22 protein-coding genes are annotated in these 25,031 nt (G+C 53.9%); 14 read left to right on the forward strand and 8 right to left on the reverse strand.

Going from position 1 to position 25,031, the window contains the following annotated elements:
- Positions 1 to 3: 3 nt before the first annotated feature.
- The 4 genes from pafA (at position 4) to G7064_RS13555 (ending at position 4,207) form a co-directional block, all read left to right on the forward strand.
- The gene (gene pafA, locus G7064_RS13540; RefSeq protein ID WP_166073998.1) at positions 4 to 1,713 is read left to right on the forward strand and encodes an alkaline phosphatase PafA; all 1,710 of its coding nucleotides are present in this window, start codon (positions 4 to 6) and stop codon (positions 1,711 to 1,713) included.
- 181 nt (positions 1,714 to 1,894) lie between these two features.
- Positions 1,895 to 2,482 carry an inorganic diphosphatase gene (locus tag G7064_RS13545; RefSeq protein ID WP_133274276.1) on the forward strand — a complete coding sequence of 196 codons (588 nt, stop codon included), beginning with the start codon at positions 1,895 to 1,897 and terminating at the stop codon, positions 2,480 to 2,482.
- A 169-nt stretch (positions 2,483 to 2,651) separates the two neighbouring features.
- Positions 2,652 to 3,254, forward strand: a complete 603-nt coding sequence (locus tag G7064_RS13550; protein ID WP_240935496.1) for a DUF6766 family protein — start codon at positions 2,652 to 2,654, stop codon at positions 3,252 to 3,254.
- A 62-nt stretch (positions 3,255 to 3,316) separates the two neighbouring features.
- Complete coding sequence (locus tag G7064_RS13555; protein ID WP_166074000.1) at positions 3,317 to 4,207, forward strand: hypothetical protein; 891 nt, start codon at positions 3,317 to 3,319, stop codon at positions 4,205 to 4,207.
- Between the two features lie 31 nt (positions 4,208 to 4,238).
- On the opposite strand, the gene G7064_RS13560 is transcribed toward G7064_RS13555, so the two are convergent.
- Entirely contained in the window at positions 4,239 to 5,753 is a 1,515-nt protein-coding gene (locus G7064_RS13560; RefSeq protein WP_166074001.1) for an NAD(P)H-hydrate dehydratase, read from the reverse strand.
- A 144-nt stretch (positions 5,754 to 5,897) separates the two neighbouring features.
- Here G7064_RS13560 and G7064_RS13565 point away from each other — a divergent pair, with 144 nt between their 5' ends.
- From G7064_RS13565 to sdaAA, 3 genes are all read left to right on the forward strand, one after another.
- Positions 5,898 to 7,133 carry an erythromycin esterase family protein gene (locus G7064_RS13565; RefSeq protein WP_166074002.1) on the forward strand — a complete coding sequence of 412 codons (1,236 nt, stop codon included), beginning with the start codon at positions 5,898 to 5,900 and terminating at the stop codon, positions 7,131 to 7,133.
- Between the two features lie 115 nt (positions 7,134 to 7,248).
- Positions 7,249 to 7,707, forward strand: coding sequence for a peptide-methionine (R)-S-oxide reductase MsrB (msrB, locus tag G7064_RS13570; protein ID WP_166074003.1), 459 nt, complete (start codon positions 7,249 to 7,251; stop codon positions 7,705 to 7,707).
- A 184-nt stretch (positions 7,708 to 7,891) separates the two neighbouring features.
- Positions 7,892 to 8,800 (forward strand): L-serine ammonia-lyase, iron-sulfur-dependent, subunit alpha, encoded by a 909-nt coding sequence (sdaAA, locus tag G7064_RS13575; protein ID WP_166074004.1) that lies wholly within the window; start codon positions 7,892 to 7,894, stop codon positions 8,798 to 8,800.
- Positions 8,801 to 8,863: 63 nt separating this feature from the next.
- On the opposite strand, the gene G7064_RS13580 is transcribed toward sdaAA, so the two are convergent.
- From G7064_RS13580 to ispF, 4 genes are all read right to left on the reverse strand, one after another.
- Positions 8,864 to 9,949, reverse strand: a complete 1,086-nt coding sequence (locus tag G7064_RS13580) for a hypothetical protein (protein ID WP_166074005.1) — start codon at positions 9,947 to 9,949, stop codon at positions 8,864 to 8,866.
- A gap of 101 nt (positions 9,950 to 10,050) precedes the next feature.
- Positions 10,051 to 11,424, reverse strand: coding sequence for a LutB/LldF family L-lactate oxidation iron-sulfur protein (locus G7064_RS13585; RefSeq protein ID WP_133274268.1), 1,374 nt, complete (start codon positions 11,422 to 11,424; stop codon positions 10,051 to 10,053).
- A 207-nt stretch (positions 11,425 to 11,631) separates the two neighbouring features.
- Positions 11,632 to 13,332: a M28 family peptidase gene (locus G7064_RS13590; protein ID WP_166074006.1), complete on the reverse strand. Its 1,701-nt coding sequence runs from the start codon at positions 13,330 to 13,332 to the stop codon at positions 11,632 to 11,634.
- 74 nt (positions 13,333 to 13,406) lie between these two features.
- Positions 13,407 to 13,892 (reverse strand): 2-C-methyl-D-erythritol 2,4-cyclodiphosphate synthase, encoded by a 486-nt coding sequence (gene ispF, locus G7064_RS13595; protein ID WP_166074007.1) that lies wholly within the window; start codon positions 13,890 to 13,892, stop codon positions 13,407 to 13,409.
- Positions 13,893 to 14,136: 244 nt separating this feature from the next.
- Between ispF and G7064_RS13600 the strand changes: the two genes are divergently transcribed.
- The 5 genes from G7064_RS13600 (at position 14,137) to G7064_RS13620 (ending at position 21,459) form a co-directional block, all read left to right on the forward strand.
- The gene (locus tag G7064_RS13600) at positions 14,137 to 14,751 is read left to right on the forward strand and encodes a TetR/AcrR family transcriptional regulator (RefSeq protein WP_166074008.1); all 615 of its coding nucleotides are present in this window, start codon (positions 14,137 to 14,139) and stop codon (positions 14,749 to 14,751) included.
- Between the two features lie 33 nt (positions 14,752 to 14,784).
- Positions 14,785 to 16,338, forward strand: coding sequence for a TolC family protein (locus G7064_RS13605; protein ID WP_166074009.1), 1,554 nt, complete (start codon positions 14,785 to 14,787; stop codon positions 16,336 to 16,338).
- Between the two features lie 83 nt (positions 16,339 to 16,421).
- Positions 16,422 to 17,579, forward strand: a complete 1,158-nt coding sequence (locus G7064_RS13610; protein ID WP_240935497.1) for an efflux RND transporter periplasmic adaptor subunit — start codon at positions 16,422 to 16,424, stop codon at positions 17,577 to 17,579.
- A 72-nt stretch (positions 17,580 to 17,651) separates the two neighbouring features.
- A complete protein-coding gene (locus tag G7064_RS13615) occupies positions 17,652 to 21,080 on the forward strand; it encodes an efflux RND transporter permease subunit (RefSeq protein WP_166074010.1) in 3,429 nt (1,142 codons plus the stop codon).
- 106 nt (positions 21,081 to 21,186) lie between these two features.
- Positions 21,187 to 21,459, forward strand: a complete 273-nt coding sequence (locus tag G7064_RS13620; protein WP_133274261.1) for an acyl carrier protein — start codon at positions 21,187 to 21,189, stop codon at positions 21,457 to 21,459.
- A gap of 72 nt (positions 21,460 to 21,531) precedes the next feature.
- On the opposite strand, the gene G7064_RS23260 is transcribed toward G7064_RS13620, so the two are convergent.
- Positions 21,532 to 22,185 (reverse strand): DUF1232 domain-containing protein, encoded by a 654-nt coding sequence (locus G7064_RS23260; protein WP_410505496.1) that lies wholly within the window; start codon positions 22,183 to 22,185, stop codon positions 21,532 to 21,534.
- Positions 22,186 to 22,245: 60 nt separating this feature from the next.
- On the opposite strand from G7064_RS23260, the gene G7064_RS13630 reads away from it, so the two are divergent.
- Positions 22,246 to 22,452 (forward strand): hypothetical protein, encoded by a 207-nt coding sequence (locus G7064_RS13630; protein WP_166074011.1) that lies wholly within the window; start codon positions 22,246 to 22,248, stop codon positions 22,450 to 22,452.
- Between the two features lie 93 nt (positions 22,453 to 22,545).
- Here G7064_RS13630 and G7064_RS13635 read toward each other — a convergent pair whose 3' ends face one another.
- On the reverse strand, positions 22,546 to 23,166 hold the full coding sequence (locus G7064_RS13635) for a C40 family peptidase (protein ID WP_166074012.1): 621 nt from the start codon (positions 23,164 to 23,166) through the stop codon (positions 22,546 to 22,548).
- Positions 23,167 to 23,483: 317 nt separating this feature from the next.
- Here G7064_RS13635 and G7064_RS13640 point away from each other — a divergent pair, with 317 nt between their 5' ends.
- Complete coding sequence (locus G7064_RS13640; RefSeq protein WP_166074013.1) at positions 23,484 to 23,843, forward strand: hypothetical protein; 360 nt, start codon at positions 23,484 to 23,486, stop codon at positions 23,841 to 23,843.
- Positions 23,844 to 23,926: 83 nt separating this feature from the next.
- Here the strand turns inward: G7064_RS13640 and G7064_RS13645 are convergent, their stop codons facing one another.
- Positions 23,927 to 24,661 (reverse strand): SDR family NAD(P)-dependent oxidoreductase, encoded by a 735-nt coding sequence (locus G7064_RS13645; protein WP_166074014.1) that lies wholly within the window; start codon positions 24,659 to 24,661, stop codon positions 23,927 to 23,929.
- Positions 24,662 to 25,031: the final 370 nt, after the last annotated feature.

Genomic DNA, 25,031 nt, shown 5'->3' on the forward strand with positions numbered 1-25,031 from the left:
GTTTTGAAAAAGAGCCTATTCCTGTTGCTAGCCGCCGTCTTGGCCGCGCCGACTTTTGCCCAGAAAAAGGGAAAATCCCTTGACCGCCCGAAGCTGGTAGTTGGCATTGTGGTCGACCAAATGCGCTACGATTACCTCTATCGCTATTGGGATAAATATGGAACAGGAGGCTTTAGACGGCTGCTTGGCGAAGGATTCAGCTACGAGAACACGCATTACAACTATGTGCCTACCTACACTGGACCCGGCCACGCCAGCATTTATACAGGCACTACGCCCTCCGTTCACGGTATTGTGGGCAACAATTGGTTTGTACGTGAGGCTGGGCGCGCCACGTATGTAACCGAGGACAAGACGGTGCAGTCGGTGGGCGGAACAGCGGAGGCGGGGCAACAGTCGCCGCGCCACATGCTTACCAGCACCATCACCGACGAGCTGCGGCTAGCCACCAATTTTCAGGCAAAAGTAATTGGGGTCTCCATGAAAGATCGGGGCTCCATTCTGCCAGCTGGTCATTCTGCTACCGGTGCGTATTGGTATGATGGGGTGAATGGCGCCTTTATTACCAGTACCTTTTACCAAACCAGCTTGCCTGAGTGGGTGACTAAGTTTAACGAACGAAATCTGCCGGCTCAATACCTCGATAAGCCTTGGAATACGTTGCTGCCCATCGGGCAATACACGGAGAGCACCGCCGATGATGTGCCTTGGGAAGGACCGTTCAGAGGAGAAGCCAAGCCGGTATTTCCGCATGACTTGCCGACGCTAAGTGCTGCTCCGACCACGCAGACGAAGACCACCCTGCAAACCGCTGGCGAAAAGCCCCCCGTAGCGTCGGCTCGTAACCTTGACCTGATTCGCTCCACGCCATTTGGCAACACCTTGTCCCTTGATTTTGCCATGGAAGCAATTCGGGCAGAGAAACTGGGCCAGCGGGGCATAACCGATTTTCTGGCTCTGAGCTTTTCCTCGACTGATTACGTGGGGCACCAGTTTGGGCCTAATTCCATCGAGGCGGAAGACACCTATCTGCGGCTGGACTTGGAAATAAAACGGTTGCTCGATTATCTGGATAAAACAGTTGGCAAGGGCAACGCCCTGATTTTCCTGTCGGCTGACCATGGTGCGGCACACTCGCCCGACTTTCTGCGCAGCCACCGCATCCCGGCGGGCTCAGTGGGGCCGCGCATCATGCGTGACTCGGTGCAGCGCGAACTGGTGCGCCGCCATGGGGCCGGTAACTGGGTGTTGGCTTATGACAATCAACAGGTATATCTCAACCGTCCGCTTATTGCTGAGCGCAAACAAAACCTACGGCAGTTTCAGGACGAGGTAGCTGATATTGTGTTGAGGTTTGCGGGCGTGACGCGTGCCATTACCTCCGACGATTTGCAGAAGTCACACTGGGAAAGCGGCATGCTGATGTTCTTGGAAAACGGTTTTTTCCCCAAGCGCAGCGGCGACGTGCTGGTCGTGCTGGAGCCCGGTTGGCTGGAATCGTATGCTTATCCGGTAAATCGGGGCACCACCCACGGCTCATCGGGCAACTACGATACTCATGTGCCGTTAGTGTTCTGGGGCTGGCACGTGCGCCACGGCGAATCGCGCGCTCCGGCTGCTATTACCGATATTGCACCCACAATTGCCAGCTGGCTCCACATTCAGGAACCGGATGGCTGCACGGGGAAGCCGTTGGTAGAGGTGTTGCGTTAGCTTTAATTAGAGGCTGGATTAATTAGGTACACGCAGCTTTTTATCATCTCACGGCATCTTCACGCCAGCTAATCCGTACGCACCTGCGGCCTGATAATCTTTTGCCTATTTCAAACTCGCGCACGTAGCGGTGGCTGAGTTTTACTTCTGATTTCAAGATTTTACTTTCTCTTTCACAATAATGACTCACTTTAACCCCTGGCACGATGTAGAGCGCGGTGATAACGCTCCAAACGTTGTAAATGGCATCATCGAAATCCCGAAGGGTTCGAAAGGCAAATACGAGTTGGATAAGGCCAGCGGCCTGCTCAAACTGGACCGCGTGCTATTCTCAGCAGTGCATTATCCTGCCGCTTACGGCTTTATTCCCCAAACCTACTGCGACGATAAAGACCCCCTCGATATCTTGGTTATCTGCTCCGTTGATGTGGTGCCTATGTGTATCATTGAGGCGAAAGTCATTGGCGTAATGCAGATGATTGACCAGAATGAGGAGGACGACAAGATTATTGCTGTGGCGGCCAACGATATTTCGGTGAACCACTTCAACGACATCGCCGATTTGCCCCCCCATACCTTACGCGAGATGCGACGCTTCTTTGAGGACTATAAAGCTTTGGAAAACAAGCAAGTGTCGGTAGAGCGCTTCATGGGCCGCGAAGATGCTTACCGCATCATCGCCGACAGCATTAAGCTCTACAACGATACATTTCCGCTAGGTGGCGCCACGCCGCCCGTGAAGCCTCGCCCGGCGGGCGTTGAGTTGTAAAAAGGATATTTCTGTGCTTTAAAGCGGTCTGCTGGTGGTTCACTGGCAGACCGCTTATCTTTTTTGGGGCTCTGTCGTAAGGCGGTGTATGCCTACCCACCCACCTGCATCACCCGTATGGCGCTGGCTCTATGAGAACAGCCTTTCGCTTGTCGTAACTACTTTGGTCGTGCTTACGCTTGTGGGTCAGCTCTTTACGGGGTGGTACGATTACAACGATGAACTGAAGCAGATGCAGCTCGCGCCACTTTCGTTGGGGCAATATTTTCAATCGGGCCACTTTATAGAAGCCACGTTTGAGAACTGGGAAAGCGAGTTTCTGCAAATGGGCTTATATGTGCTGCTCACCGTCTGGCTGCGGCAGCGAGGCTCCTCCGAATCCAAAAAGCTATACGAGGAAGAAGAAGTTGACCAAGATCCTGACCCCAATAAGAAGGATGCGCCAAGTGCTGTAAAGCGCGGTGGCTGGGTATTGAAGCTGTATCAAAACTCACTTAGCTTAACCTTTTTCCTGCTATTTCTGGGCGCCTTATACCTGCATGCTTTGGGCGGAGCAGAAGTCTATAACATTGAGCAGGTACATGAAGGCGAAGCTCAGGTAAGCGTGTGGGGGTATATGCAAACCTCCCGGTTTTGGTTTGAATCGCTACAAAACTGGCAGAGCGAGTTCCTGTCCATTGTTTCCATTGTAGTCTTATCCATCTTTCTGCGTCAGAAAGGCTCGCCCGAATCGAAGCCGGTGGATGCGAGCTACGCCGAAACGGGCAAATAGCGGAACTGTATCTTTGGAGCTGCGCGTTGCCTTTTTTGCCCCCCGCTTGCCTACCCGCTGCCATGCACGATAGTATCGAAAAATCGCCGGCTCCTGTTTCTGCCTTTGCGGGCCTGAAGCGGTGGACCGATGCTGTGCTGTATAGCAGCATGCTCGTATCGGCGGCGGCGGCGGGGCTTACCTGGGCTACATTTCTGTTCTGGCGCGTGCATATTCCGGCTAGGCTGGGAATAATGATTTTTGCCGCCACGCTATTCCTGTACAATATCGATAGTGTGCTGCCCTATAAGCACCGCCAGCAACTTGTGCTGTCGAGCCGCAAGCTCTGGATGATTCAGCACCGCCGTGAGCTGTTTATGTTGGCCTTAGCCGCATTAGCGGTTGCTGGGGGGCTTTTTTGGCTGGATGGTTGGAAACCGATGATTGGTTTTCTGGCTCATCTGGCCGCTATATCATTATTGTATTCATTGCCCGTTGTGCGTATTCGTGGCCGCTGGCGGGCCCTGCGCGATTTGCCGCTGCTCAAAGTGTTCCTGATTGCTTATGTCTGGGCGGCCGTTACCGTCTGGATTCCGGCTCTTTACCTGCACAAAACCCTGACCGCGCCCGTAGTACTCGTGCTTTTCGCACGTCGCTTTTTCTTTATTCTGGCGTTGGCTTTCGTATTTGATATCCGCGACTATACCAAAGACCTGTTGAGCGGCACCCACACGTTTCCGGGTCTTTTTGGAGTAAAAGCCACCAAATTATTAGCCTTACTATCGTTAGCCGTCGCGGGCGTCCTCATCCCTCAGGGCGTAACGCCGCTTTATTTGCTAGTACTTACCATCCCAATTGCCTTGGCCGCAGTAATCGTGTGGTACGCAGATGAAATGCGCCCCGATTACTACTTCGCAGTGTTGGCCGATGGGGTCATGTTGGTGCAGTTTCTCGCAGTATACTGGGTATCCTGAACTGCTTTTAGCGCCAAATCAACTAACACCCTCAAAACGGCTCTTGGGTCGTTAGTTCCGCCAAAGCTGGTCCGATGAAACGTGTGATATCGCCCGCTATTAAGCCTGCTTCACCAGTTGCTTGAGCTGCTAAATCGCCGGCGTGGCCATGCGCATAAATACCGACCAAGGCGGCGTCGAGGGGGGAGAGCGGCTGGGCCCGCAATGCCGTAAGAATGCCCGTAAGCACGTCGCCGGAACCGCCCGTAGCCATGCCAGGGTTGCCGGTGCTGTTGAAATAAAGAGTGCCATCGGGCGTGCCCAGGCACGTGTTCGCGCCCTTCAGAACGGTGTAGCAGTTGTGCTGTTGACAAAATTCGCGTAGCAAATCGAGCCGATGATAGTCGTCGCGGGCCGGTCCGGCGAGGCGTTCAAATTCCTTGGGGTGAGGCGTGAGCAGCGAATCAGCGGGGAGAGTGGCCAACAACTCCCGGTTTTCGGCCAGTATATTCAAGGCATCGGCGTCCAGCACGAGCGGTACTTTCGCTTCGCGCAGAAGTTGCGCCAGCACCTGCTGGGGGGCTTTTTCTTTGCCCAGGCCGGGCCCGATTCCGATACTAGAGTAAGGCGCAAGATCGGGCAGCTCAGACAGGAAATCGGTAGAAGGGTCGGTGAGGCACATGGCCTCCGGCACCGCCGTTTGCACCACATTGTAGCCTACAGACGGCACGCGCACGGTAAGCAGACCCACGCCGCTCCGCAGGCAAGCCTGAGCGGCTAGTACGGCGGCACCTATCTTGCCCTTGCTGCCCGCTAGCAACAAGGCGTGGCCATACGTGCCTTTATGCGCAAAGCGTGCCCGCTTTTGAAGCCGTCCGGCTACTAGGTTGGCGTCAAGAAAGTGAAGCTTGGTTTGGGTTTCCTCAATGAACGTCTGGTCCAAATCGATAGGTAGCACATGCCATTGGCCAACATAGGCCGCATTGTGAGGCAACATGAACGCCAGTTTCGGCAGCTCAAAGCTGACCGTGTGCCGGGCCCGCACGATGGCGCTATCAGCGGGTTGGGGCGCATCGGAGAACAGCCCGGACGGAATATCCACGGCGACTACGCGCGCCTGGGCGGCGTTCAGGTGCTGCACGACGGTGGCTGCCAACCCTTCCAGAGGCCGCGTCAGACCAGTACCAAACAGCGCGTCAATTACGATGGTGCCCGCCGGGATGGGGGGCAAATCTGTAGCTGATAGCTCAGTAACTATTACCTCGGGGGGCAATTTTTGGAAGTTCTTCTGAAAATCGGCCGACTGCTTTTCAGAAGGCAGCACGGCAACCCTTACCTTATAGTCGCGGCCGTATAACCGGCGGGCTACCACCAACCCGTCGCCGCCGTTGTTGCCGGGGCCACAGAGGATGAGTATTTCACCCGCTTCCTGGGGCGACTGCCGCGCGGTGAGCCAATCGGTAAACATGGTAGCAGCGCGCTCCATGAGAGCTTCAGAGCTGATGCCTTCAGCTTGAATGGTAGCCTGATCGGCGGCGCGGGTTTGGGCGGCGGTAAGAATCTTCATGAGAGGGTGTAGCGTGAAAATCAGCAGTGCGTTGCGCTGCGGTCTGATTTCCTGTTTGTTGATCCATAAATCATACGCTAATCTTACAGTAGAAAATGAATGTTATAAGCTTGGTCACTTACGTGTATAGAGTAGTTTAACTACATGAAAAAATATTTACTCGTCCTATGCTTTTTGTTGCTTGTAGCAAGCGTAATAGCCTTTTTTACCTTAAAGACTGAGGGTAAGCTGCGTACACTGCCGCCTGATAGCATCAGTTATAAGTTTTCTTCTACCATTAAGGAAGAGATAAAGAGTGGAAAACCAGGTGCTAATCAATTTGCCGCTTGGGAATACGCTTCTATTGGCGAATACCAGGCGGCCTTGCTGGCTTGGGATGATGTAGCCGGCCCGCCGCGTCGTTTGTCCGCTTCTGATAGCCTGGCCTTCGTCGCCCTACAGCCAGTGGATGCGCTGAGCTACATACTGGCGCGGGCTCGTACCGAACGAATTATTATCATTAATGAGGCTCATCACAATCCTCTACATCGAGCGTTCACTGCTTCGCTGCTTCCCGGCTTAGCTAAGCTAGGGTTTCGGTATTTGGCGGTTGAGGGACTCAGTGAGCGTGATTCGTTGCTGAATGAGCGTGGCTATCCGATAACCGAAACTGGCTATTATACTAAAGAGCCACAGTTTGGACGGTTATTGCGTACTGCCGCTCAGAGCGGCTATACAATGGTACTCTATGATTACGGTGCTGACCATAGCGGCCCAATGGATGCACAGATTAAATCTCGAGAAACCGCGCAGGCACGCAATATTCAACGTATTCTGCAAGCCGATCCTGAAGCGAAAATTGTCGTTCACTGCGGCTTCAGTCATGTAAATGAAGGACCAGATGGAATGGTTGGGCAGCCGGCAATGGCCGCTCGCCTCCGGGCACTAACTGGCATTAATCCTTTCACCATCGACCAGACGGCCCTTACGGAAGCGGGTACCATTGGAGGAGAAGAAGCCGTGTATCGCCTGGCGAAGGCAACCAACAGTTCTGTATTCCTGAATGCTCAGGACGAAAAGCCGTTTGCCCAAGCCAACCATACAATGTCGGTTGATGTAAATGTTTATCATCCACGCACCAAATACCGGGCTGGTCGGCCAAAATGGGTCTTCAACGTGGCCTATAAGCCCGTGCCCATTGTCGAACCCATTCGTGTGGGCTACCCTTGTTTGATACTGGCCTATGCTACCTCCGAAAACCTGGCCCAAGCCATCCCGGTTGATATTGTGGAGTTGCAGGGGCCACAGGACAATAAGTCATTATCTCTGAACAAGGGAGACTTCACCTTAGTAGCTAAAGGCAAAGGGGAAAATAGTCAAACCTGGACTATCAAGAATTAGCCCCCAAAGCTTGATAAGTAGTTTGGCTTGAATGGTACGGGCCTGCAAACTTCTTGATCAGTTGTTGCGTTTTGCTATCGTTACTCTTACTCTAACCTGACCCAACCGCAAGACTATGCAAACCTGGAACGACGTCATTCGCCTTGCCAATAATGGAAATATGCCCCCCGAGCGCCGCGTGGTAAAAACCGATGCCGAGTGGAAGGCCCAACTTACCCCCGAGCAATACCACGTCACGCGCGAGCATGGCACGGAGCGCGCTTTTAGTGGCGAATACTGCGAAGCCCATGAAGCTGGCTTATATGCTTGCGTATGCTGCGGTACCCCGCTCTACGACTCGCGCACTAAGTTTGAATCGGGTACGGGCTGGCCGAGCTTTACCCAGCCAGTGCAAGAAAACGCCATCAAGTACAAGAAGGACACCAGCTATGGCATGACCCGCGTGGAAGTGCTGTGCAACGTATGCGACGCCCACCAGGGTCACGTGTTCCCCGACGGTCCGCCCCCCAGTGGCTTGCGTTTGTGCATCAATTCGGCTTCTGTTCAACTAGTGCAAGAGCCGCAAAAAGCATAGACAAAGTAACAGAGGCACTCTTCCTTATTCAGCCCAAGTGTAAAAGCAGCTATCTTGATCAGGTAGCTGCTTTTTTGTGCAGCAGGCGGCACGGCTACTGCCGAAATTATCGCGATTTTTGCACCCCTCTCTTCTGTTTCGCGTTGAAATAAAGAGTTTCCACCCACTTTTGCTCCCACCCACCATGTCCTTATTATTCAATGATTTTGCTAGCTGGGAAGCGCATTGCACCCGTACCGGTGAGGCGTTGTATCAGCCCGTATTAGCCTACGAGATCGAGCAGAAAGGCCGCACCGACGAGGAAATCTGGACGGGCGTGCAGCGGGCCTATGACGTGATGCGCGAAGCCGTACATACCGGCCTCACCGAGGATATGACTTCCCGCTCTGGTATGGTAAACAACGGTGCCAAGAAGATTGCGGCCTCGCCAGTTACGGTGCTGTCGCCCGAGTTTAAGCAGCTTATTACTAGAGCGTTGGGAGCAAAGGAAGTAAATTCCTGCATGGGCCGGGTAGTAGCCGCGCCCACAGCTGGAGCCTCTGGTATTCTGCCTGGCGTGCTGGTCACGCTTCAGGATTTGCATAAACTCGACGATCATAAAATTCATGAAGGCTTACTGGTGGCGGCCGGCATTGCGCTCATTATCGAGCAGAATGCTTCATTGGCCGGAGCTGTGGGCGGCTGCCAAGCCGAAACCGGCAGTGCGGCCGCTATGGGCGCCGGCGCTATCGTCTACTGCCTGGGAGGCGACGTGGAGCAAACCTTCGCGGCCGTAGCCATTACCATTCAGTGTATGCTGGGCCTTATCTGCGACCCGGTGGCGGGCCTAGTGGAAGTGCCGTGCGTAGTGCGCAATGCCTCAGCGGCAGCTATTGCTTTCTCCTCCGCCCAGATTGCCATTGCCGGCGTCAATCCGGTTATTCCCGTCGATCAGTGCGTGATGGCGCTGGGGGAAGTAGGGCAGAGCATGGAAACCCGCTATAAGGAAACCGCCCTGGGTGGCCTTGCCAACACGCCCCGTGGCCGCGAAATAGAGCAGCGGGTATTGGTGCAAGACATCAACATTTTGCCCGACGAGGAAAACAATTATTGAGTTAAGTTTTATGAATAAAAAAGCCCCCCAGAAGTTTCTGGGGGCTTTTTTACGTCGCGTAATTCACTTGTCAGCTTCTTTGGTGTCATCGGCCTGGGGCGTAATCGGTTTCAGGTCCGGTGCCATCGTAAGCTTAGCCAGATACTCCACTGCGTGCGAGTAATGCCTACGCAGCAGATGATACTTTTCCCAAGCTGCTTCTTTATCCGCAACCAGTGGAATGCTGGTGTCGGCCAGAAGGTCATAAGTCCGCATAAACTCGTCACGTTGCGGGTCTTTCATAGGATCATTTTCCCCGCCATACTTTTCCGGTGTCGAGCGAATACGTTCCTGAAAGTAGCGCGATACCCGGTTGAGCGCAACGCAGCCGGCTTTAAAGCATAGCTCGATCTTCGGGTCGCGGCGCTGATCGACGGTGCTCATGATGAGGGCGGCCGCGTCGAGGAGCGTGCCCATCGCCGTTATCCACGAGCGGCCCGATTGAGGCGAGCGGAAATAAACTAATACGGGGAGTGACGTGTGGTTCTCCTCCAACTCTACAAACCATTCTTCCCAGGCTTCCCATTGTGGTCCGTCGTCGAGCAGGGAGCCCGTACGATTAAGCCATATCAGCAGGACGGGGGCCGACATTGGTGTGCCAGCCCGGCGCTCCAGGCGAGCTACCACTAGCTCGCGCCGCGAATAGGCTTGGTAGATAGTCGGTAAATAGGAGATGAGTAGGGTAAGCAACAGCAGCCCAAAGGTTGCTTCGGAGTAGGTTAAAATGCTGCCCGCTATGGATTTAGCATCATCAGAACCCAAGGTAAGCAAGGCACTATTACTGATTTTAAAGCACTCAATTAACGAGCCTTCGCCAATTCCCCAATAAATACCTGTGTAGCCCACGGCCACCATCAGAAGCCAGCTTATCTCCAACATAATCAGGCTGGTAGGAGCGTACATAGCCATTATGCGGTCGCGCTGGGCGAAGGTGTTAAACAGCGAAGTAAGGCTGCTAAACAGGCGCCGAATAATTAGGTAAGTCCACTTGTTGGTGATTACCAAGTCGTTGCGCGGCAATACGAAGGAGCGAATGGCTCCCATTACGGTATAAATAACCAGGGCAGCTCCGGCCGCAAAAGCCAGAACTCGCAATAACAAATCGAGCATAAGAACTAAGAATAGCGCACGGGTATGCCGCTTCTCTACTCTAGTTCAGCTCCGAGGGTTGGTTTTAACGATAAAAGATTGCCAGTCAGCGCGAAGAAAGCCTATTTCCGCTCCTTCCACATTTTGTTGAATGACTTCGGGGCCACCTCCAGCGCGTCGCGACGCTTGTTCCAGCCCACTTGGCTCAGCATACGCATCAGCACCCAGTTTTTAGCTTTGGCAGGCAGTAAGTTCAGCAGGCGCCGACTCTTCATGGTGCGCATCCACAACTGAATAGCAATACGCTCTTCTTTGTCCGTGTGGCCTTCGGCTACGCTCTGCTGCCGATTTTTGAGCAGAATATTGTGAATGTTAATCTTCACCGGACACACCGATGAGCAGGCTCCACACAAGCTGGAAGCATAACTCAGGTGCTTATTCTCCGCCATGCCCGATAAGTGAGGCGTAATCACGGAGCCAATGGGGCCGGAATACGTAGCCTCGTAGGTGTGCCCGCCGATGTTTTTGTACACTGGGCACACGTTCAGGCAGGCGCCGCACCGAATGCAGTGCAGCGCTTCGCGCTTGTCGGGCTGGGCCAGCAGGTTGGTGCGACCGTTATCCAGTAAGACCACGAACATCTCATCGGGGCCGTCTTTTTCCAGCGGCTGGCGCGGTCCAGTGTAGATAGTGTTGTACACCGTTACTTGCTGGCCGGTGCCGCTGGTGCTGAGCAGGGGCCAAAACAGGTTCAGGTCCTGCATGGTCGGAATCACCTTCTCAATGCCCACAATGGCAATGTGCGTGCGCGGAAACGTGGCCGACAAGCGGGCGTTACCCTCATTCTCAGTTACCGCCACGGCGCCAGTATCAGCAATCAGAAAATTGCCCCCCGTGATGCCTACTTCGGCCGAGGTGTACTTATCGCGCAGCAAATGGCGGGCGGTGAGAACCAGTTTCTGGGCGTCATCGGTGTGCTCAATGCCAAGGTGCTTGACGAAGATGGCAGCAATGTCGGCCTTGCTCAGGTGCATGGCCGGCGTCACGATGTGGTAAGGCCGCTCGCCGTTGAGCTGCACAATGTATTCGCCCAGGTCCGTTTCCACCGACTCGATGCCGTTTTTCTCCAGAAACTTGTTCAGGTGAATCTCTTCGGTGGTCATACTCTTGGCTTTCACCACCGTACGGGCGTGGCGGCGAGCCATGATTTTGCCAATCTCATACAAGGCTTCTTCCGCATTCTGGGCCCAGATAACCTTGCCGCCCCGCTCGGTGAAGTTGCGCTCAAACTCCAGCAAATACTGGTCGAGGTTATTAATGACCTTCGCCTTCAAGTACGACGCCCGCTCCCGCGCCAGCTCGTGGTCGTAGTACCAAGTAAGGCCAGTTTGCACGGCCGCGTTGTACTTGCCAATGTTGAAGCGAATCTTGCGCCGGTGCTCTAAATCAAAGGCTTTGGACTCTGAATCGGCGAGAAATTGAATGACTTTAGTCATGGCGGCAAAAGGGTAAGGCAGTCGGCCGAGGCCAACAGGAGAAGCGACTGGTAACTCTGAATTCTACCTTAAAGTTACGCCATACGCCCGCTATTCAAGCAGTAAATGGTTTCTTGCATATGCTCAGTTAAGCGCAGCAAGTACGCTGAACGAGCACAAAAAAAGCCCCCAGAGAAACTCCGGGGGGCTTTTTCACCAACTAAAAACTTATGGTTTGCTCGAATCAACAACAATCCGATTGTCGCGGTTCGCTAACTCCCAGGCAGTGTAAAACACTAACTGAGCGCGCTTTTCCATCTTCGGAAACTCGATTTTCTCTACTTCGTCGCCAGCGGCGTGGTAGTCGTCGTGGACGCCGTTGAAGTAGAAGGCCACCGGAATCTTGTGCTTGGCGAAGTTATAGTGGTCGGAGCGGTAGTAGAAGCGATTAGGATCTTCCGGATCGTTGAAGCGGTAGTCCATGTCGATGTTCGTGTACTTCTTATTGGCCGCCTCGTTAATGGCGTGCAGCTCCGACGAAAGTTTGTCCGAGCCAATAACGTACACGTAGTCGCCTTTGCCTTCGTGCTCCTTATCGGTGCGGCCGACCATGTCGATGTTCAGGTCAGCAATGGTTTTCTCCAGCGGAAATACTGGATGATCGGTGTAGTACTCCGAGCCTAGCAAACCTTTTTCCTCGCCCGTTACGGTCAGGAACAGGATGCTGCGGCGCGGGCCGTGGCCGTCTTTCTTGGCTTGGGTAAAGGCCTGCGCCATCTCGATAACCGAAACCGTGCCCGAGCCGTCGTCGTCGGCGCCGTTGTTTACCTCGCCATCAACGATGCCAATGTGGTCGTAGTGCGCTGATACTACCAGCAACTCGTCCTTCTTATCGGTTCCTTCCAGGTAGCCCAACACATTTTCCGTCGTGAAGTCTTCCAGCTTCTTGGCAGCGTTGATGCTCACCTTGGCTGGCTTGAACGTAGCGGCTACGGGCTTGCCAGCTTTGCCTACTGACGTTTGATATTGGGTAAGCGCAGCGGCAGTCGTGCCTAGCATTTTGCCCCCCACGGCCGGCGAAACAAAGAAAGTAGCTGCCCGCGGATTTGCTGAAGCAGGGGCTTCTTTAAATGTAATGCTGGGCCGGCTGATGTACGGCGCCATGCGCGCGGCCAGTTTCGAGAAGTTGCCGTTCGGGTCGGTATCAACAAAGAAGACACTGCGGGCACCCTTTTGCGTGGCCATAGCCGATTTGGCGCGGTAGTCGGTGCCCCATTTGCTCGGAGAACCATCTTTACCGAGCACCGGCTGCTTCTGGGCGTTCATGGGCTCGCCCAAGAGAATGATCAGATCTTTGCCCTTCACATCGCCTAGGCTAGCGTAGTCAGAGTAACCATCCTGCTCAATGCCATAGCCAGCAAATACCGGTCGAATAGCCGTTTCCTGCTGGAAAGGCGAAGCACCAGCCGCGTAGAAATCGGTCAGCCACTTGTAAGTCTGGCCGCCTACTTTCAGCGTAGCGCCATCGGCCCAGGTGGAGCGCACCATGGTAAAGTGCTGAAGATATGGATTGTCGGAGCCTTGCACTGGACCAGTCAGGCCTAAGTCTTTGAACTGCTTGCTGATGTACTCAGCGGCCATTTTCTGACCTTTCTCCCCGGTTTCGCGGCCTTCATAAGCGTCGGAGGCCAGAATGGTGAGGTGCTGGCGCAAATCGGCCTGTGTGATGGTGGGACCGTAGGTAGCAGCCCAATCGGTGGTGGCAGCCGTGGCGGCACTTACGTTGGGCTCAGCGCCTTCTTTGGTTGGCGCCTCCGTTTTCTGCTTGCGCTTTACTTTGACTTTACGCTTGGTGGGCGCATCCTGGGCTACGGCGGAGGTAGCGCAGCAGGCCGCCAACAGCAGGGCGTAGAACGTGTTTTTCTGCATGGGGTGGAAAAAGTGAATGAATCAGGAAGGGGAATGACGCAGGAAGCGCGAAAAAATTGCTTTTACCGAAAAGTCTAGCCTTCTGCTTTACTAATAAGCACGGAAGCATAAGCAGCCACACCCTCTTGGCGGCCCACAAAGCCGAGTTTTTCGGTGGTAGTGGCTTTTATTGAGATGTCATCAGCCTCAAGGCCCATCACCTCGGCCAGCACGCGCTGCATTTCCGGGATATGCGGATTGACCTTCGGCTTTTCCAGGCAAATGGTGGAGTCGACGTTGCTGATGGTGTAGCCGCGCTCACGGAGCAGGCGCACTACCTCAGCTAGTAAACGCTTGCTGTCGATGCCTTTGTACTGCGGATCGGTGTCGGGGAAGTGAAAGCCAATGTCGCGTAGGTTAGCTGCGCCCAGCAGCGCATCACAGATGACGTGGATGAGCACGTCGGCATCTGAGTGGCCTAAGGCGCCGTGGGTGTGCGGCACCTGAATGCCACCGAGCCAGAAGGGGAGGCCCTCCCGAAGTTGGTGTACGTCGTAGCCGAAGCCGGTACGAATTTTCATGGAAGCAGAAATTGGGGCGGAGGAAGGAATGACGAGCCTAAGGTACGGTAAAGTAGAGAGGAAGCCCCAAAGCAACGTGTGGGGGGCAAATTTGCGGCCCCGAAAAATAAAGTTGGCAAAGTGTAAAGTAAGAATTGCCCCCCAGCGTCTTCCTAGCTAATGAATAGCCGGGCAAAAGATTTCAAAAAATTAATGGAAACTTTGGATTCAATAAAAGTTTCCTGTGTATCTTTGTACCGGAATTATGGAAATCAAAGACCGCATCTTACTATCAGCTAAAGCGCTATTCATGCGCAACGGTATCAAGAGTGTATCGATGGACGACATTGCTACAAACTTGGCCATGTCAAAAAAGACACTTTATAAATGGTTTGAGAATAAAGATCAGATCGTGCATGCTGTGATGGTTCACTTTCTAGCGCACGAGGAAGCTGACTGCGCCGGCATGGCAGCTACAGCAGGCAATGCGCTGGAAGAGTTGTTTCAGATGATGGAATGGAGCAAGCACCTCATGACCAACATTCACCCTAGCATCTTCTACGACCTCCAGAAATATCATCCGCAAGCCTGGCAAGTGTGGGTCGACCACAAAAACCAGTTTATCCTCGAAATGATTACCGATAACCTTCGCCGTGGTATCACTGAGGGCCTTTACCGCGCCGACCTCGATATAGAAGTGATTTCCCGCCTTCGGTTGGCCCAAATTGAACTAGCCTTCAACGCCGACCTCTACCCACCCCGCCAGTTTGACCCAAGCCGGGTACAAAGCATTTGCCTCGAGCACTTTATGATTGGGGCGGCCACCCTCCGAGGTCACAAGCTAATTAATAAATACCGTCAGGTGACGGAACAGGAATAAGAACAACGATTCGCTTACTGCTTCCCGCTTATTATGAAAAACTCGCTTCGCCTTCTAATGCTCGCTTTGGTGCTGAGCTTTCTGGGGCTGCACCAATTACTCGCCCAAACGCCCTCCACGGGCCAGTCGCCGGCTGCTAGCGCGCCCATGGCGCTGAGCTTACAGCAGGCCATTGACTACGCCTTGCAAAACAAGTCGACACTCCAATCTCAGCGTCTCAATGAGCAGATTGCCTCGGCTCGGGTGAATGAAGTAACGGCCAGCGGCTTACCTCAAATCAACATTGGGGGCGGCGTGACGGACAATTTCAAGCTTCAGCGCCAACTCGTTGATTTTAGCGCCTTTGCTGGCGGGGCTGGTACTCTCAATGGGACCACCCTCACACCTGATCAGCTGCGCAACGTGCAAAGCGGTCAGAGTGTGGTGTTGGAGCCCGCTTATACACAAGTAGAATCTGCTGGTCCTCAACCGCTTGCGTTTGGCTTGCGCTACCAGGGCAACGCCTCGGCGCAGCTCACGCAGCCGCTCTTCAACGCCTCTGTTTTTCTGGGGCTGAAAGCAGCCAAAGTATACGAGAAGCTGTCGGTGCGTCAAACCCAGCAGACGGAAGTTGAGGTGGTGGAGCAGGTATCAAAAGCCTACTACAGCACCTTGGTGGCTGGTGAGCGGCTCCAACTGCTCGCCCGTAACGTGCAGCGCCTCGATACCTTGCTCTACCAAACGGAGCAGACGTTTAAGGAAGGCTTTGTTGAAAAGCTAGACGTGCAGCGCTTGCAGGTTCAACTCAATAATCTGCGCATTGAGCAGCAAAACGCTACTCGCCTGATTGATCTGAGCGTAGCCTTGCTTAAGTTTCAAATGGGCCTCGACCAGCGCCAAGTGGTGAACCTTACTGACCGCCTCGACGCGGCCGTGGTGGAAGCTGAGCGTAACCGCCTACAAAGTGCCGGCAACGAGTTCGACTATAGCCGCCGCATCGAGTATCAGGTGCTGGAATCCCAGCGTGACCTAGCGGCGCTTGATGTGCGCAACCGTCGGGCGGGCTACCTGCCTTCGCTCAACCTGACCGCCAACTACGGTTTTATCGGTTCCGATCCACGCTTGGGTGGGCTGCTGGATTTCCGCGGACCTAACTCCAGAGCTACCACGCCTAGTGGGCGGCAAGTTCTGAATCAGAACTGGTTTGGCTTCGGCAACTACGGCCTGGCGTTGCAGATTCCAGTGTTCGATGGTTTCCGCAAGCGCGCCTCTATTCAGCAGGGCAAACTGGCTTTGGAGCAAGTGCAAAAGGGCTTCACTACGCTGCAGCAAGGCATTGACTTGGAGCGTCGTCAGAGCGAAACCAGCCTGCAAAACACGCTCGACGTGTTGGCAAACCAGAAGGCAAACCTTGAGCTGGCCACGGAAGTAGCACGGGTAGCCAAAATCAAGTTTCAGGAGGGCGTAGGCTCCAATCTGGAAGTAATTACGGCTGAAACCGATTTGCGCCAGGCCCAAACCAATTACTACACTTCGCTCTACGATGCGCTAGTAGCTAAGGTCGATTTCGATAAGGCCGCCGGCACATTGTATCAGAGCAATAAATAAACATAGCGGTGGCTGGGGGGCTTTTTGCTCCACTAATGCGCGAAAAATGCCCCCCAGTCGCACCTTTTTCATCCTTTCAGTTAGTGAACCGCTTCTCCTCCATGAAATACAGCATCACTCCCGCCATTCTTGCCCTAACGCTGCTAGCTGCCTGCGGGCAGAAGGACCCGCAGGCTGAGTTGGCCGCGCTGAAAAAAGAACAGGCCGAAAATCAGGCTAAGATTGCCGCCCTTGAAGCTAAGGCAGTGCCTGCGGCCGGTGCTTCTGGTGCTGCTGCCACAGGTGCCGCTGCTACGGCAGTGCCTGTATCAGTACTAAACGTAAAGCCTGCTGATTTTCGCAGCTACTTAGAAGTACAAGGTCGCGTCGACTTCGATCAGAATGCCACTGTGTCGGCCCGTTCGGGTGGCTCGCTTACCAGCTTGCGCGTGCAGCGTGGCGATCGGGTCCGCAAGGGGCAGGTGCTCGCTACTATTGACGCGGGCGTGCTCGAGTCTAATATTGCCGAACTGCGCACTCGCTTGGATCTGGCTCGGGTAGTATATGAAAAGCAAAAGCGTCTGTGGGATCAGCAGATTGGTACTGAAATCCAGTTTCTGCAAGCCAAAAACAACTACGACGCTCTGCAACGCAACCTGAGCACACTCGGTCGTCAGCGCGAGCTGTTCAACGTAACGGCTCCATTCGCCGGCACTGCCGATGAGGTCTTGCCGAAGCTGGGTGAGGTGGTTGCGCCGGGCACACCCATCGTGCGCTTGGTAAGCGGTACGGGGGGCAAAATTTTGGCCGACGTATCCGAGAGCTACTCGGGCGGTATTAAAGCCGGCGACAAAGCCATCGTCACGATTCCGGATATGGGCAACCAAGAGTTCCCGGCTACCGTGCGCGTGGTGAGCAGCTCCATCAACCCGACCAGCCGCACGTTCACGGTTGAGCTTCGCCTCAACAGTAAGGCGAACATACAGTTGCGACCCAATATGGTAGCCACCGTTCGTATCGAGAACTACACCCGCCAGAACGCGACGGTAGTACCCGTAGACCTGGTGCAGCGCGACGAACAGAATAGCTATGTGTACGTGGTGGAGCAGAAAGGCAATCAGGCCGTAGCCCGCAAGCGCGTCATCCAGACCGGTGCCACTTACAACGGCGAGGTAGAAGTAACGAAAGGATTGGCGGCTGATGACAAAGTTATTTCCGCTGGCTATCAGAATATTAATGAAGGACAGGTTGTTAGTCTGTAAAGACGATAACCATCGTTCCCCTTTTCCCCTGAGAAGAGGTAGTTCGTCCATATCCGCACAAACGATTATACCATGCAGGACGTCGAGAAAGAATTTAAGCCAACCAGTTGGTCTATTGATAATAAGACCAGCATTTATATTATCACTCTGCTACTCTGCGTAGCGGGTATCTTCACCTACATCCGGCTGGGCAAGGAAAACTTTCCTGATATCGTGATTCCGCGCATTATCGTGGCCACGATCTACCCAGGTACCTCGCCCACCGACATCGAGAACTTGGTAACGCGTCAGCTCGAGAAGGAAATCAAGTCGGTGAACGGGGTGAAGAAGATCAACTCTACTTCTAACCAAGACTACGCCATCGTAGACGTCGAGTTTAGCTCCGATGTGGATGTGCAGTATGCCAAGCAGCTCATCAAGGACGCCGTCGACAAGGCTTCTTCCGAGCTGCCCAACGACTTGCCTACGCCGCCCACGGTGCAGGAAGTGAACTTGTCGGAGTTGCCGATTATGAACGTCAACTTGGCGGGTAACCTGTCGGTGATTCAGTTGAAGAAGTTCGCTGATGACTTTCAGGATAAGATTGAGGCACTACCCGAAATCACACGGGTTGATATTGTGGGTGCCTTGGAGCAACAGGTAAACGTAGACGTTGACCTTAATAAGCTGCGGGCTTCGCGCCTAGGCTTCTCCGACATTGAGCGTGCCATTGCCAGCGAAAACATCACCGTTTCGGGTGGTTCCATCGACGTTGGTAACCAGAAGCGCGCCGTGCGCGTGGCTGGCCAGTATGCTCGCGCGTCCGACATTGCCGACATTCAGATTAAGAACCTGAATGGCTCGGCCGTGCGCCTCGGCGATATTGCTACGGTGGAAGATGCTTTTAAAGACCGCGAAAGCTACGCCCGTCTCGACGGTAAGCCTTCAGTTACGCTGAACGTGGTAAAACGCCAGGGTGAAAACCTGATCAACGCATCTGACAAGATCAAGCAGATCATTGAAGACTCGAAGAGTTCCTTGCCCAAGGAGTTGGAAATCACTATCACGGGTGATACCTCTAACGACACCCGCGTAACCCTGCACGACCTGATCAACACCATTATTATCGGCTTCCTGCTGGTAACGGTGATTCTGATGTTTTTCATGGGCACCACCAACGCCTTGTTCGTGGGCCTGTCGGTGCCGCTTTCCATGTTCCTGGCCTTCATCCTGCTGCCTACCTTCGACTTCACGCTGAACATGATTGTGCTGTTCGCCTTCCTGCTCGCGTTGGGTATTGTGGTGGATGATGCCATTGTGGTTATCGAGAACACGCACCGCTTGCTGCATGAGCATCCGGAGTTGACCACGAAGCAAGCTGCTAAGTACGCGGCTGGTGAGGTATTCGTGCCTGTACTAGCGGGTACATTGACTACTGTAGCTCCTTTCGTGCCGCTGATGTTCTGGCCGGGTATTGTGGGTAGCTTCATGTTCTACCTACCTGTTACCCTCATTCTTACGCTGATGGCTTCGCTCATTGTGGCCTTCGTTATGAACCCGGTGTTTGCCGTGTCGTTCATGGAGCGTGAGGATCATCACAGCGGTGAAAAGCCCAAGCTGACGAAGAACTTCCTCATTGCGATGGGCTTGCTGCTACTCGTGGCCATGATTGGCTATGTAGCGGGCTCGCCCTTCGTAGGCAACCTGACGATTACCGTCATCATTCTGTGCTTCCTGAACAAGTTCGTGTTTGTGCACATGATTGCTGGTTTCCAGACTAAAGTGTTGCCCCGCTTCCAAAACGGCTATGCGCGATTGGTAAGCTGGGCTATTGGTCATCCAGCCCTCGTGATGGTCACTATGGTGCTGCTATTCTTTGGCTCCATCTTCGCCGTTGCTGCGCGCGGCCCTAAGGTGGACTTCTTCCCCAAGGGAGATCCAAACTTCATTTACACGTATCTGAAAATGCCAGTCGGCACGCGCGTAGCGGTGACCGATTCGGTAGCACGGGAGCTAGAGAAGCGTATTTATGGCGTTATTGGCAAAAATAACCCCGACGTAGAATCGGTCATTTCCAACGTGGCCATTGGTGCCGGTGACCCCGGCGAAGCTACGGCTACGGGCGTTTCGCAGTCGCACTTGGCGAAGATTGGTGTTGCTTTCAAGGAGCTAAGCGAGCGGACTGGCCCCAAGACCTCTACCTACATGGATGATATCCGGGAAGTGGTAAAAGGCATTCCGGGAGCCGAAATTTCGGTTGACCAGGAAGCTAGCGGCCCACCCACAGGTAAGCCTATTGCCATTGAAGTAGCCGGCGACGATTACCAGCAGTTGGCCGCCCTCTCCAAAAAGGTAGAGCGCTATATCGACTCGCTGAACATCGGTGGCATCGAAGATCTGCGCTCCAATCTGGAAGACCGTAATCCTGAAATTGCCGTCAACATTGACCGGGTGCGGGCTAACCGTGAAGGCATCAGCACCGCGCAGATTGGGGTAGAAGTGCGCACGGCCATCTATGGGTACGAAGCCAGTAAGTTCAAAACGGCTGACGACGACTACCCGATTCAGGTGCGCTACGCTAAGCCTTACCGCGAAGATGTAAACGCTATCCTGAACTCGCCATTGACTTTCCGCGACGCGACTGGCCAGATTCGCCAAGTGCCGATTTCCTCGGTTGCTGGTGTGGAGTACGGTACTACCTATGGTGGTATCAAGCGCAAAGACGTGAAGCGGGTTATTACCATCTCGTCGAACGTGCTCAACGGTTTTACCGGTCCCGATGTGGTTCGTGAAATTGAAACGGCGCTGAAAGCTTTCCCAACGCCCTCTGGCTATACTATTAGCATGGGCGGTGCGCAGGAAGATCAGCAGGAGACCAGCGACTTCCTCGGCATAGCTGCGGTAGGTGCGTTAGCCCTGATCTTCATTATCCTGGTAACGCAGTTCAACTCGGTGAGCAAGCCGATCATCATTCTGACGGAGGTAATCTTCTCTATCATCGGGGTAATGCTGGGCTTGGCTATTACGGGCATGAACGTAAGTATTGTAATGACCGGCGTAGGAATTATTGCCTTGGCGGGTATCGTAGTGAAAAACGGTATTCTGCTCGTTGAATTCACGGATATGCTTCGTTCTCAGGGCATGCCGCTACGGGAAGCCATTGTGTTGGCAGGTCGGACGCGTCTGAATCCGGTGATCTTGACGGCCACTGCGGCTATTCTAGGACTTATCCCACTTGCAATTGGCTTGAATATTGATTTCTATGAGATGTTCAACTCTTTCCAGCCACACTTCTTCATTGGAGGCGAGTCAGTGGTGTTCTGGGGACCACTAGCCTGGACCATTATTTTCGGTCTTAGCTTTGCAACCATTATCACCCTTGTAGTAGTCCCTGTTATGTATTTGATCAACGAACGGCTCCGGGCGAAGATCACCGGAAACGATCCTGATGCCCCAGTAACGCCCCCCGCCGACGCGGAAGAAATCCGCGCCACTCGCCCACCTGTTTTAGCTGAAGCTTAAACTTTCAGACACGAGAACTGAGAAGTGAGACGTTAGAGTAGCCGCCCTGGTAAACTAAATCTCACTTCTCAGGTCTACAGTCTTCTTTCTGTATACTTCCCCTTTTATGATTTCCTCTTCTACCTCTGTCCCTTCTACCATCGAGCAGCAAGTGCTGCGCATCATCAGCAAGCGTAAAGCCATCAAGCCCACGCGCCTGCGTATCGGCAGCAACCTGAGCCGCGAGCTTGGGTTCGACACGGTTGATGTAGTAGACATTATTCTTGAACTCGAGCGCAGCTTCAAAATCACCATCCCCGATGAAGTGCCTTTGAGCACGGTGGGTGATTTTGTAAGCTACGTAGCCTCGCACACCCCCGAAGTTCGGCAGGTAGCATAGGTAGAGAGCTCATTCAGACACAAAAAAGCCCCCAGCCTAGGCTGGGGGCTTTTTTGTGTCTGGATACTACGTTTAGCGCACGTTTCCGCCCGTATCGTTGGAGCTATCGTTGCGGGTGCGGCTGCCGTCGGTGTTATAGGTGTCGTCGGCGTGGGGCTGCACACCTGTTTTGGGCATCGTATCGTTCGGGCCTGTCAGGCTAGGGTTAGGGTTGCTACTGTCGGGCGAAGAGATACCCGAATCGGTGCGAGACTGTGCGGGGCTAGAGCCAGCCGCCGGATGATTCAAGTCAACCGTTCCCATACGCTTTGCCGACTCCGGCGCCTCCACGCCCCGATCTAGTGTGTGGTCGGGCGACGTCTGGGGGGCATTTTGCGGCTTAGGACCCGATTCGGACGTGGTGCCATCCGTGGAGGTTAAGGATACGGCAGCGCCGGAAGGGCTGTCTACCGGACCATTCGTGGTAGCCATTGCACTGCTGGTGTTAACCACAGTTGGCCGAGAGTGCTCCCAGGCTACGAAGTGGTCCATTTCTTCCTTTAACTTAGTGGTAAACCAGGCCAGTAGGGCCACATCATCGAGCAAGCCAATAACCGGAATAAAATCTGGAATCAGGTCGATAGGGCTCAGGAAGTAGATGAGCACCGCTACCGCCGCTACGATAGTAGGCGTAGGTACACCGGTATACTCGCCCGATACGGACGTGCGCACCAACCGAAACAGCACCTGTAAACTTTCCCAAGCCTCTTGGGCCAGCGTACCTAAGTCGTTTTTCTCGCTGGCTTTTTGATAGGCATCATTCAGGAGCTGCTTGATGCGGAGAGGCTTTTTTATGTATTCTTCAGCCTTGCCAAGGAAGGTTTTGAAGAGGGAGAAGAGGCAATATTCTCGCCCTTGGGGTTTGGAGTATTCATAAGAAAACGAAGTTGTGAGTACAATGCTTCCAGCCCGCGTTGGGCTGGCGCTCGCCTGTTCTATACTGCAACCGCTTAAAATGGTTTTGGCGCGGCGGCTCCCCTGTAGGCTACAAAAAAAGCCCTGTTCCGGAGAGCAGGGCTTGATGTCGGGAAAGCGGTTGGCGGCCAGTTAATTGGTTTCAACGCGACCAGCCGCGTAGAAGTTGCGATTGTAATACGCTTGGCGTAAGGAACTTATCATGACGCCGCCGCTGGTAGCTGAATGGGCAAACTTGCCATCTTTCAGATAAATACCAACATGATAAATAGGCTGGCCGGGGCCGCGACGGAAGAATACCAAGTCGCCTTCCTCCATCTCAGCCTTGCTGATGCGCTTTACGCTCTGAAACATGGAGCGCGAGCTGCGTTGGAGAGTAATGCCGTAAACTTCCTGAAAAACGCGGCTCACAAAGCCAGAGCAATCGGTGCCGCGGCGGGTACTGCTGCCGTAGCGATAAGGAGTACCGAGCCAGTCGGTGACGGTGCGCAGCAGCGCTTTATTCTCGTCGAAATCAAGCTTCAGACCGAGGGTCTGGGCGTAGTAGTTATAAGCCAGCGAATCGCGTGAACTAGCAGCGGTATGGTCGTCGGCGGGCGGAACCGGCATATCCGGTGTCCAGGAGGGGAAAAGGGAGGCTTCGGCTAAAACGGGAACCGGAGCGGCACTGGTATCAGTAGGGAGGGTGCGTTCGTAGAAGAAGGAGAGGGTCAGCGAGGCAGCGGCGAGGCAATAGAGAAGGCTATGTTTCATTGTCCGTCGTAGGGGAGCAAAATCGATTTTCGGGCGTAGCCGCAAGCGGCGAAAAGGTGGGTCGTATGAGCGAAAAGGGTGGACTGATTGTCCAAGAAAAAAGGGGTGAAAAAGCGGTTGTATAGGGGGCAAAACCGACCGATTATAACCAGCCCTATAGGTTAAAGCTAAGCCATAAAAAATTGGGTATCCAAGTTTTACCCCCTAATCAGCTGAAAAAACTTTTAATAGTATAAATTTATAAACGTAAAATTATAGCTAAACCATGGCTCAAAGCTCAGCGTTTGGCGTATACTACGCCGCCCAAATTCTTGCCCATGAAGCCGCCTCGAATTATTGAGAATTCTCCTCTTGCTCGCATTGCTCGCATCGTGCTGCAGTCGCGGAGTGTGGCCATGGTTTTAGGCAACAGCATTCACCTCAGCGGAGCTACTCGCGACGAGTTTTTGCAGGACCCGTATTGGGTGGCCCACGAGATGTGCCACATCCGCCAATTTCGGGAGCACGGGCCTGCCAAGTTCTTATGGAAGTACTTGGTCGAATCGGCGCGGGTAGGATACTTTAATAACCGTTTTGAGGCCGAAGCCCGCCTCGCCGGTCGCCTCGATGCCCACCTCTACGCCGGCAACAAGCCTCTTCCCGATCCTGAGCAGATGCACAAGGGCGCCCGCGGATAAAGCTCCAGTATATACATAAAGGCTGGGGGGCTTTTTCAGATGAAAAAGCCCCCAGCCTTTATTTCGTTATGACCGGCTAAACTTTATAGCGCAGCAAGTCGGCCGCCGTCCGCCACCAAGGTCGTACCATTGATGAAGCTGGACTCAGCGGCAGCCAGAAAGCAGATGGCCGCTGCCAACTCTTCGGGGCTACCTACCTGGCCGGTTATCTTCTCGCGGCCACTTTTCACATTCGGGTTGTCCCAGAGCATGGGAGTATCTACTGCGCCAGGCGCTACGGCATTGATGCGGGCTTGGGTATGCTTAATTTCCTGACTGAGGCCGCGTACAAATGCTTCCATAGCGCCCTTGCTGGTAGCATAAGGCACTACATTAGCCGTTGTCTGGTGAGCATGCACGGAGCTGACTGTCACAATGCTACCGTGCTTCATGTGAGGCAGACAGAGCTGACAAAGCCGAAACAGGGCCCGCATATTTACATTCATGAGGTCATCCCAGTCCTTGGGGGGCAAATCTACCAAAGGCACATAGGTCATTTCGGCGGCATTATTAATGAGTACATCTACTCTGTGCCAGCGCGCCAGGGTTTTGCGAACGGCAGCTTGAAGGTGAGCGTCTTTGCCCACATCCGTCCGAATAAAAAGTGCCTCGCCACCGGCCGCTTTGATTTGGCTTACCACTTCGCGCCCCTCCTCGGTGGTGCGCCCCAGCACTACCACGCAGCCGCCCTCGCGCCCAAGTTGCACAGCCACCGCCCGACCAATACCCGAGGTGGCTCCGGTAACGATGCATACTTTGTTTTCGAACCGTTTGGACATAGAAGGTGCGCTGGGGGCTTTTTTAGAAGAGAAAACCGAAAGAGGCTGATGCCTTTCGCGAAGGAAAAGCCACGACATCCCCTAATTGTTCAGCTCAAGCTGCTACGAGCCCACGCGCTATCTGCCCCGTAACCATCCTACGAGTCGGCTCGAGGTGGCCGATGTCTGAGTTAATGCTGCCGGCCACCCAGGTCCTGATCTATCGCAAATAGCTGAGTCAGTTAGTCCTCAACGCCGCTAGCCGCCCTGTACTAAAGCTCACACCCAAATTAGTAATGACGAGCTATAGAAGTCCGTTTTTTAGGCTGGTTAGAGTACGCGGTGGTGAGCTAACGTATTGATGGATACGAGTGAAAGCTGCGACCCTGCT

The organism is Hymenobacter sp. HDW8 (assembly GCF_011305775.1).
Lineage (GTDB): Bacteria > Bacteroidota > Bacteroidia > Cytophagales > Hymenobacteraceae > Hymenobacter > Hymenobacter radiodurans.

Bases quoted from the DNA above. Each gene is read 5' to 3' on its own strand.
- msrB (WP_166074003.1), top strand. From the start codon at position 7,249: ATGCAAACCTGGAACGACGTCATTCGCCTTGCCAATAATGGAAATATG.
- G7064_RS13635 (WP_166074012.1), bottom strand. From the start codon at position 23,166: ATGAAACATAGCCTTCTCTATTGCCTCGCCGCTGCCTCGCTGACCCTC.
- G7064_RS13545 (WP_133274276.1), top strand. From the start codon at position 1,895: ATGACTCACTTTAACCCCTGGCACGATGTAGAGCGCGGTGATAACGCT.
- G7064_RS13600 (WP_166074008.1), top strand. From the start codon at position 14,137: ATGGAAATCAAAGACCGCATCTTACTATCAGCTAAAGCGCTATTCATG.
- G7064_RS13560 (WP_166074001.1), bottom strand. From the start codon at position 5,753: ATGAAGATTCTTACCGCCGCCCAAACCCGCGCCGCCGATCAGGCTACC.
- G7064_RS13580 (WP_166074005.1), bottom strand. From the start codon at position 9,949: ATGCTCGATTTGTTATTGCGAGTTCTGGCTTTTGCGGCCGGAGCTGCC.
- G7064_RS13645 (WP_166074014.1), bottom strand. From the start codon at position 24,661: ATGTCCAAACGGTTCGAAAACAAAGTATGCATCGTTACCGGAGCCACC.
- ispF (WP_166074007.1), bottom strand. From the start codon at position 13,892: ATGAAAATTCGTACCGGCTTCGGCTACGACGTACACCAACTTCGGGAG.
- G7064_RS13585 (WP_133274268.1), bottom strand. From the start codon at position 11,424: ATGACTAAAGTCATTCAATTTCTCGCCGATTCAGAGTCCAAAGCCTTT.
- G7064_RS13620 (WP_133274261.1), top strand. From the start codon at position 21,187: ATGATTTCCTCTTCTACCTCTGTCCCTTCTACCATCGAGCAGCAAGTG.
- G7064_RS13640 (WP_166074013.1), top strand. From the start codon at position 23,484: ATGAAGCCGCCTCGAATTATTGAGAATTCTCCTCTTGCTCGCATTGCT.
- sdaAA (WP_166074004.1), top strand. From the start codon at position 7,892: ATGTCCTTATTATTCAATGATTTTGCTAGCTGGGAAGCGCATTGCACC.
- G7064_RS13615 (WP_166074010.1), top strand. From the start codon at position 17,652: ATGCAGGACGTCGAGAAAGAATTTAAGCCAACCAGTTGGTCTATTGAT.
- G7064_RS13605 (WP_166074009.1), top strand. From the start codon at position 14,785: ATGAAAAACTCGCTTCGCCTTCTAATGCTCGCTTTGGTGCTGAGCTTT.
- G7064_RS13565 (WP_166074002.1), top strand. From the start codon at position 5,898: ATGAAAAAATATTTACTCGTCCTATGCTTTTTGTTGCTTGTAGCAAGC.
- G7064_RS13590 (WP_166074006.1), bottom strand. From the start codon at position 13,332: ATGCAGAAAAACACGTTCTACGCCCTGCTGTTGGCGGCCTGCTGCGCT.
- G7064_RS13555 (WP_166074000.1), top strand. From the start codon at position 3,317: ATGCACGATAGTATCGAAAAATCGCCGGCTCCTGTTTCTGCCTTTGCG.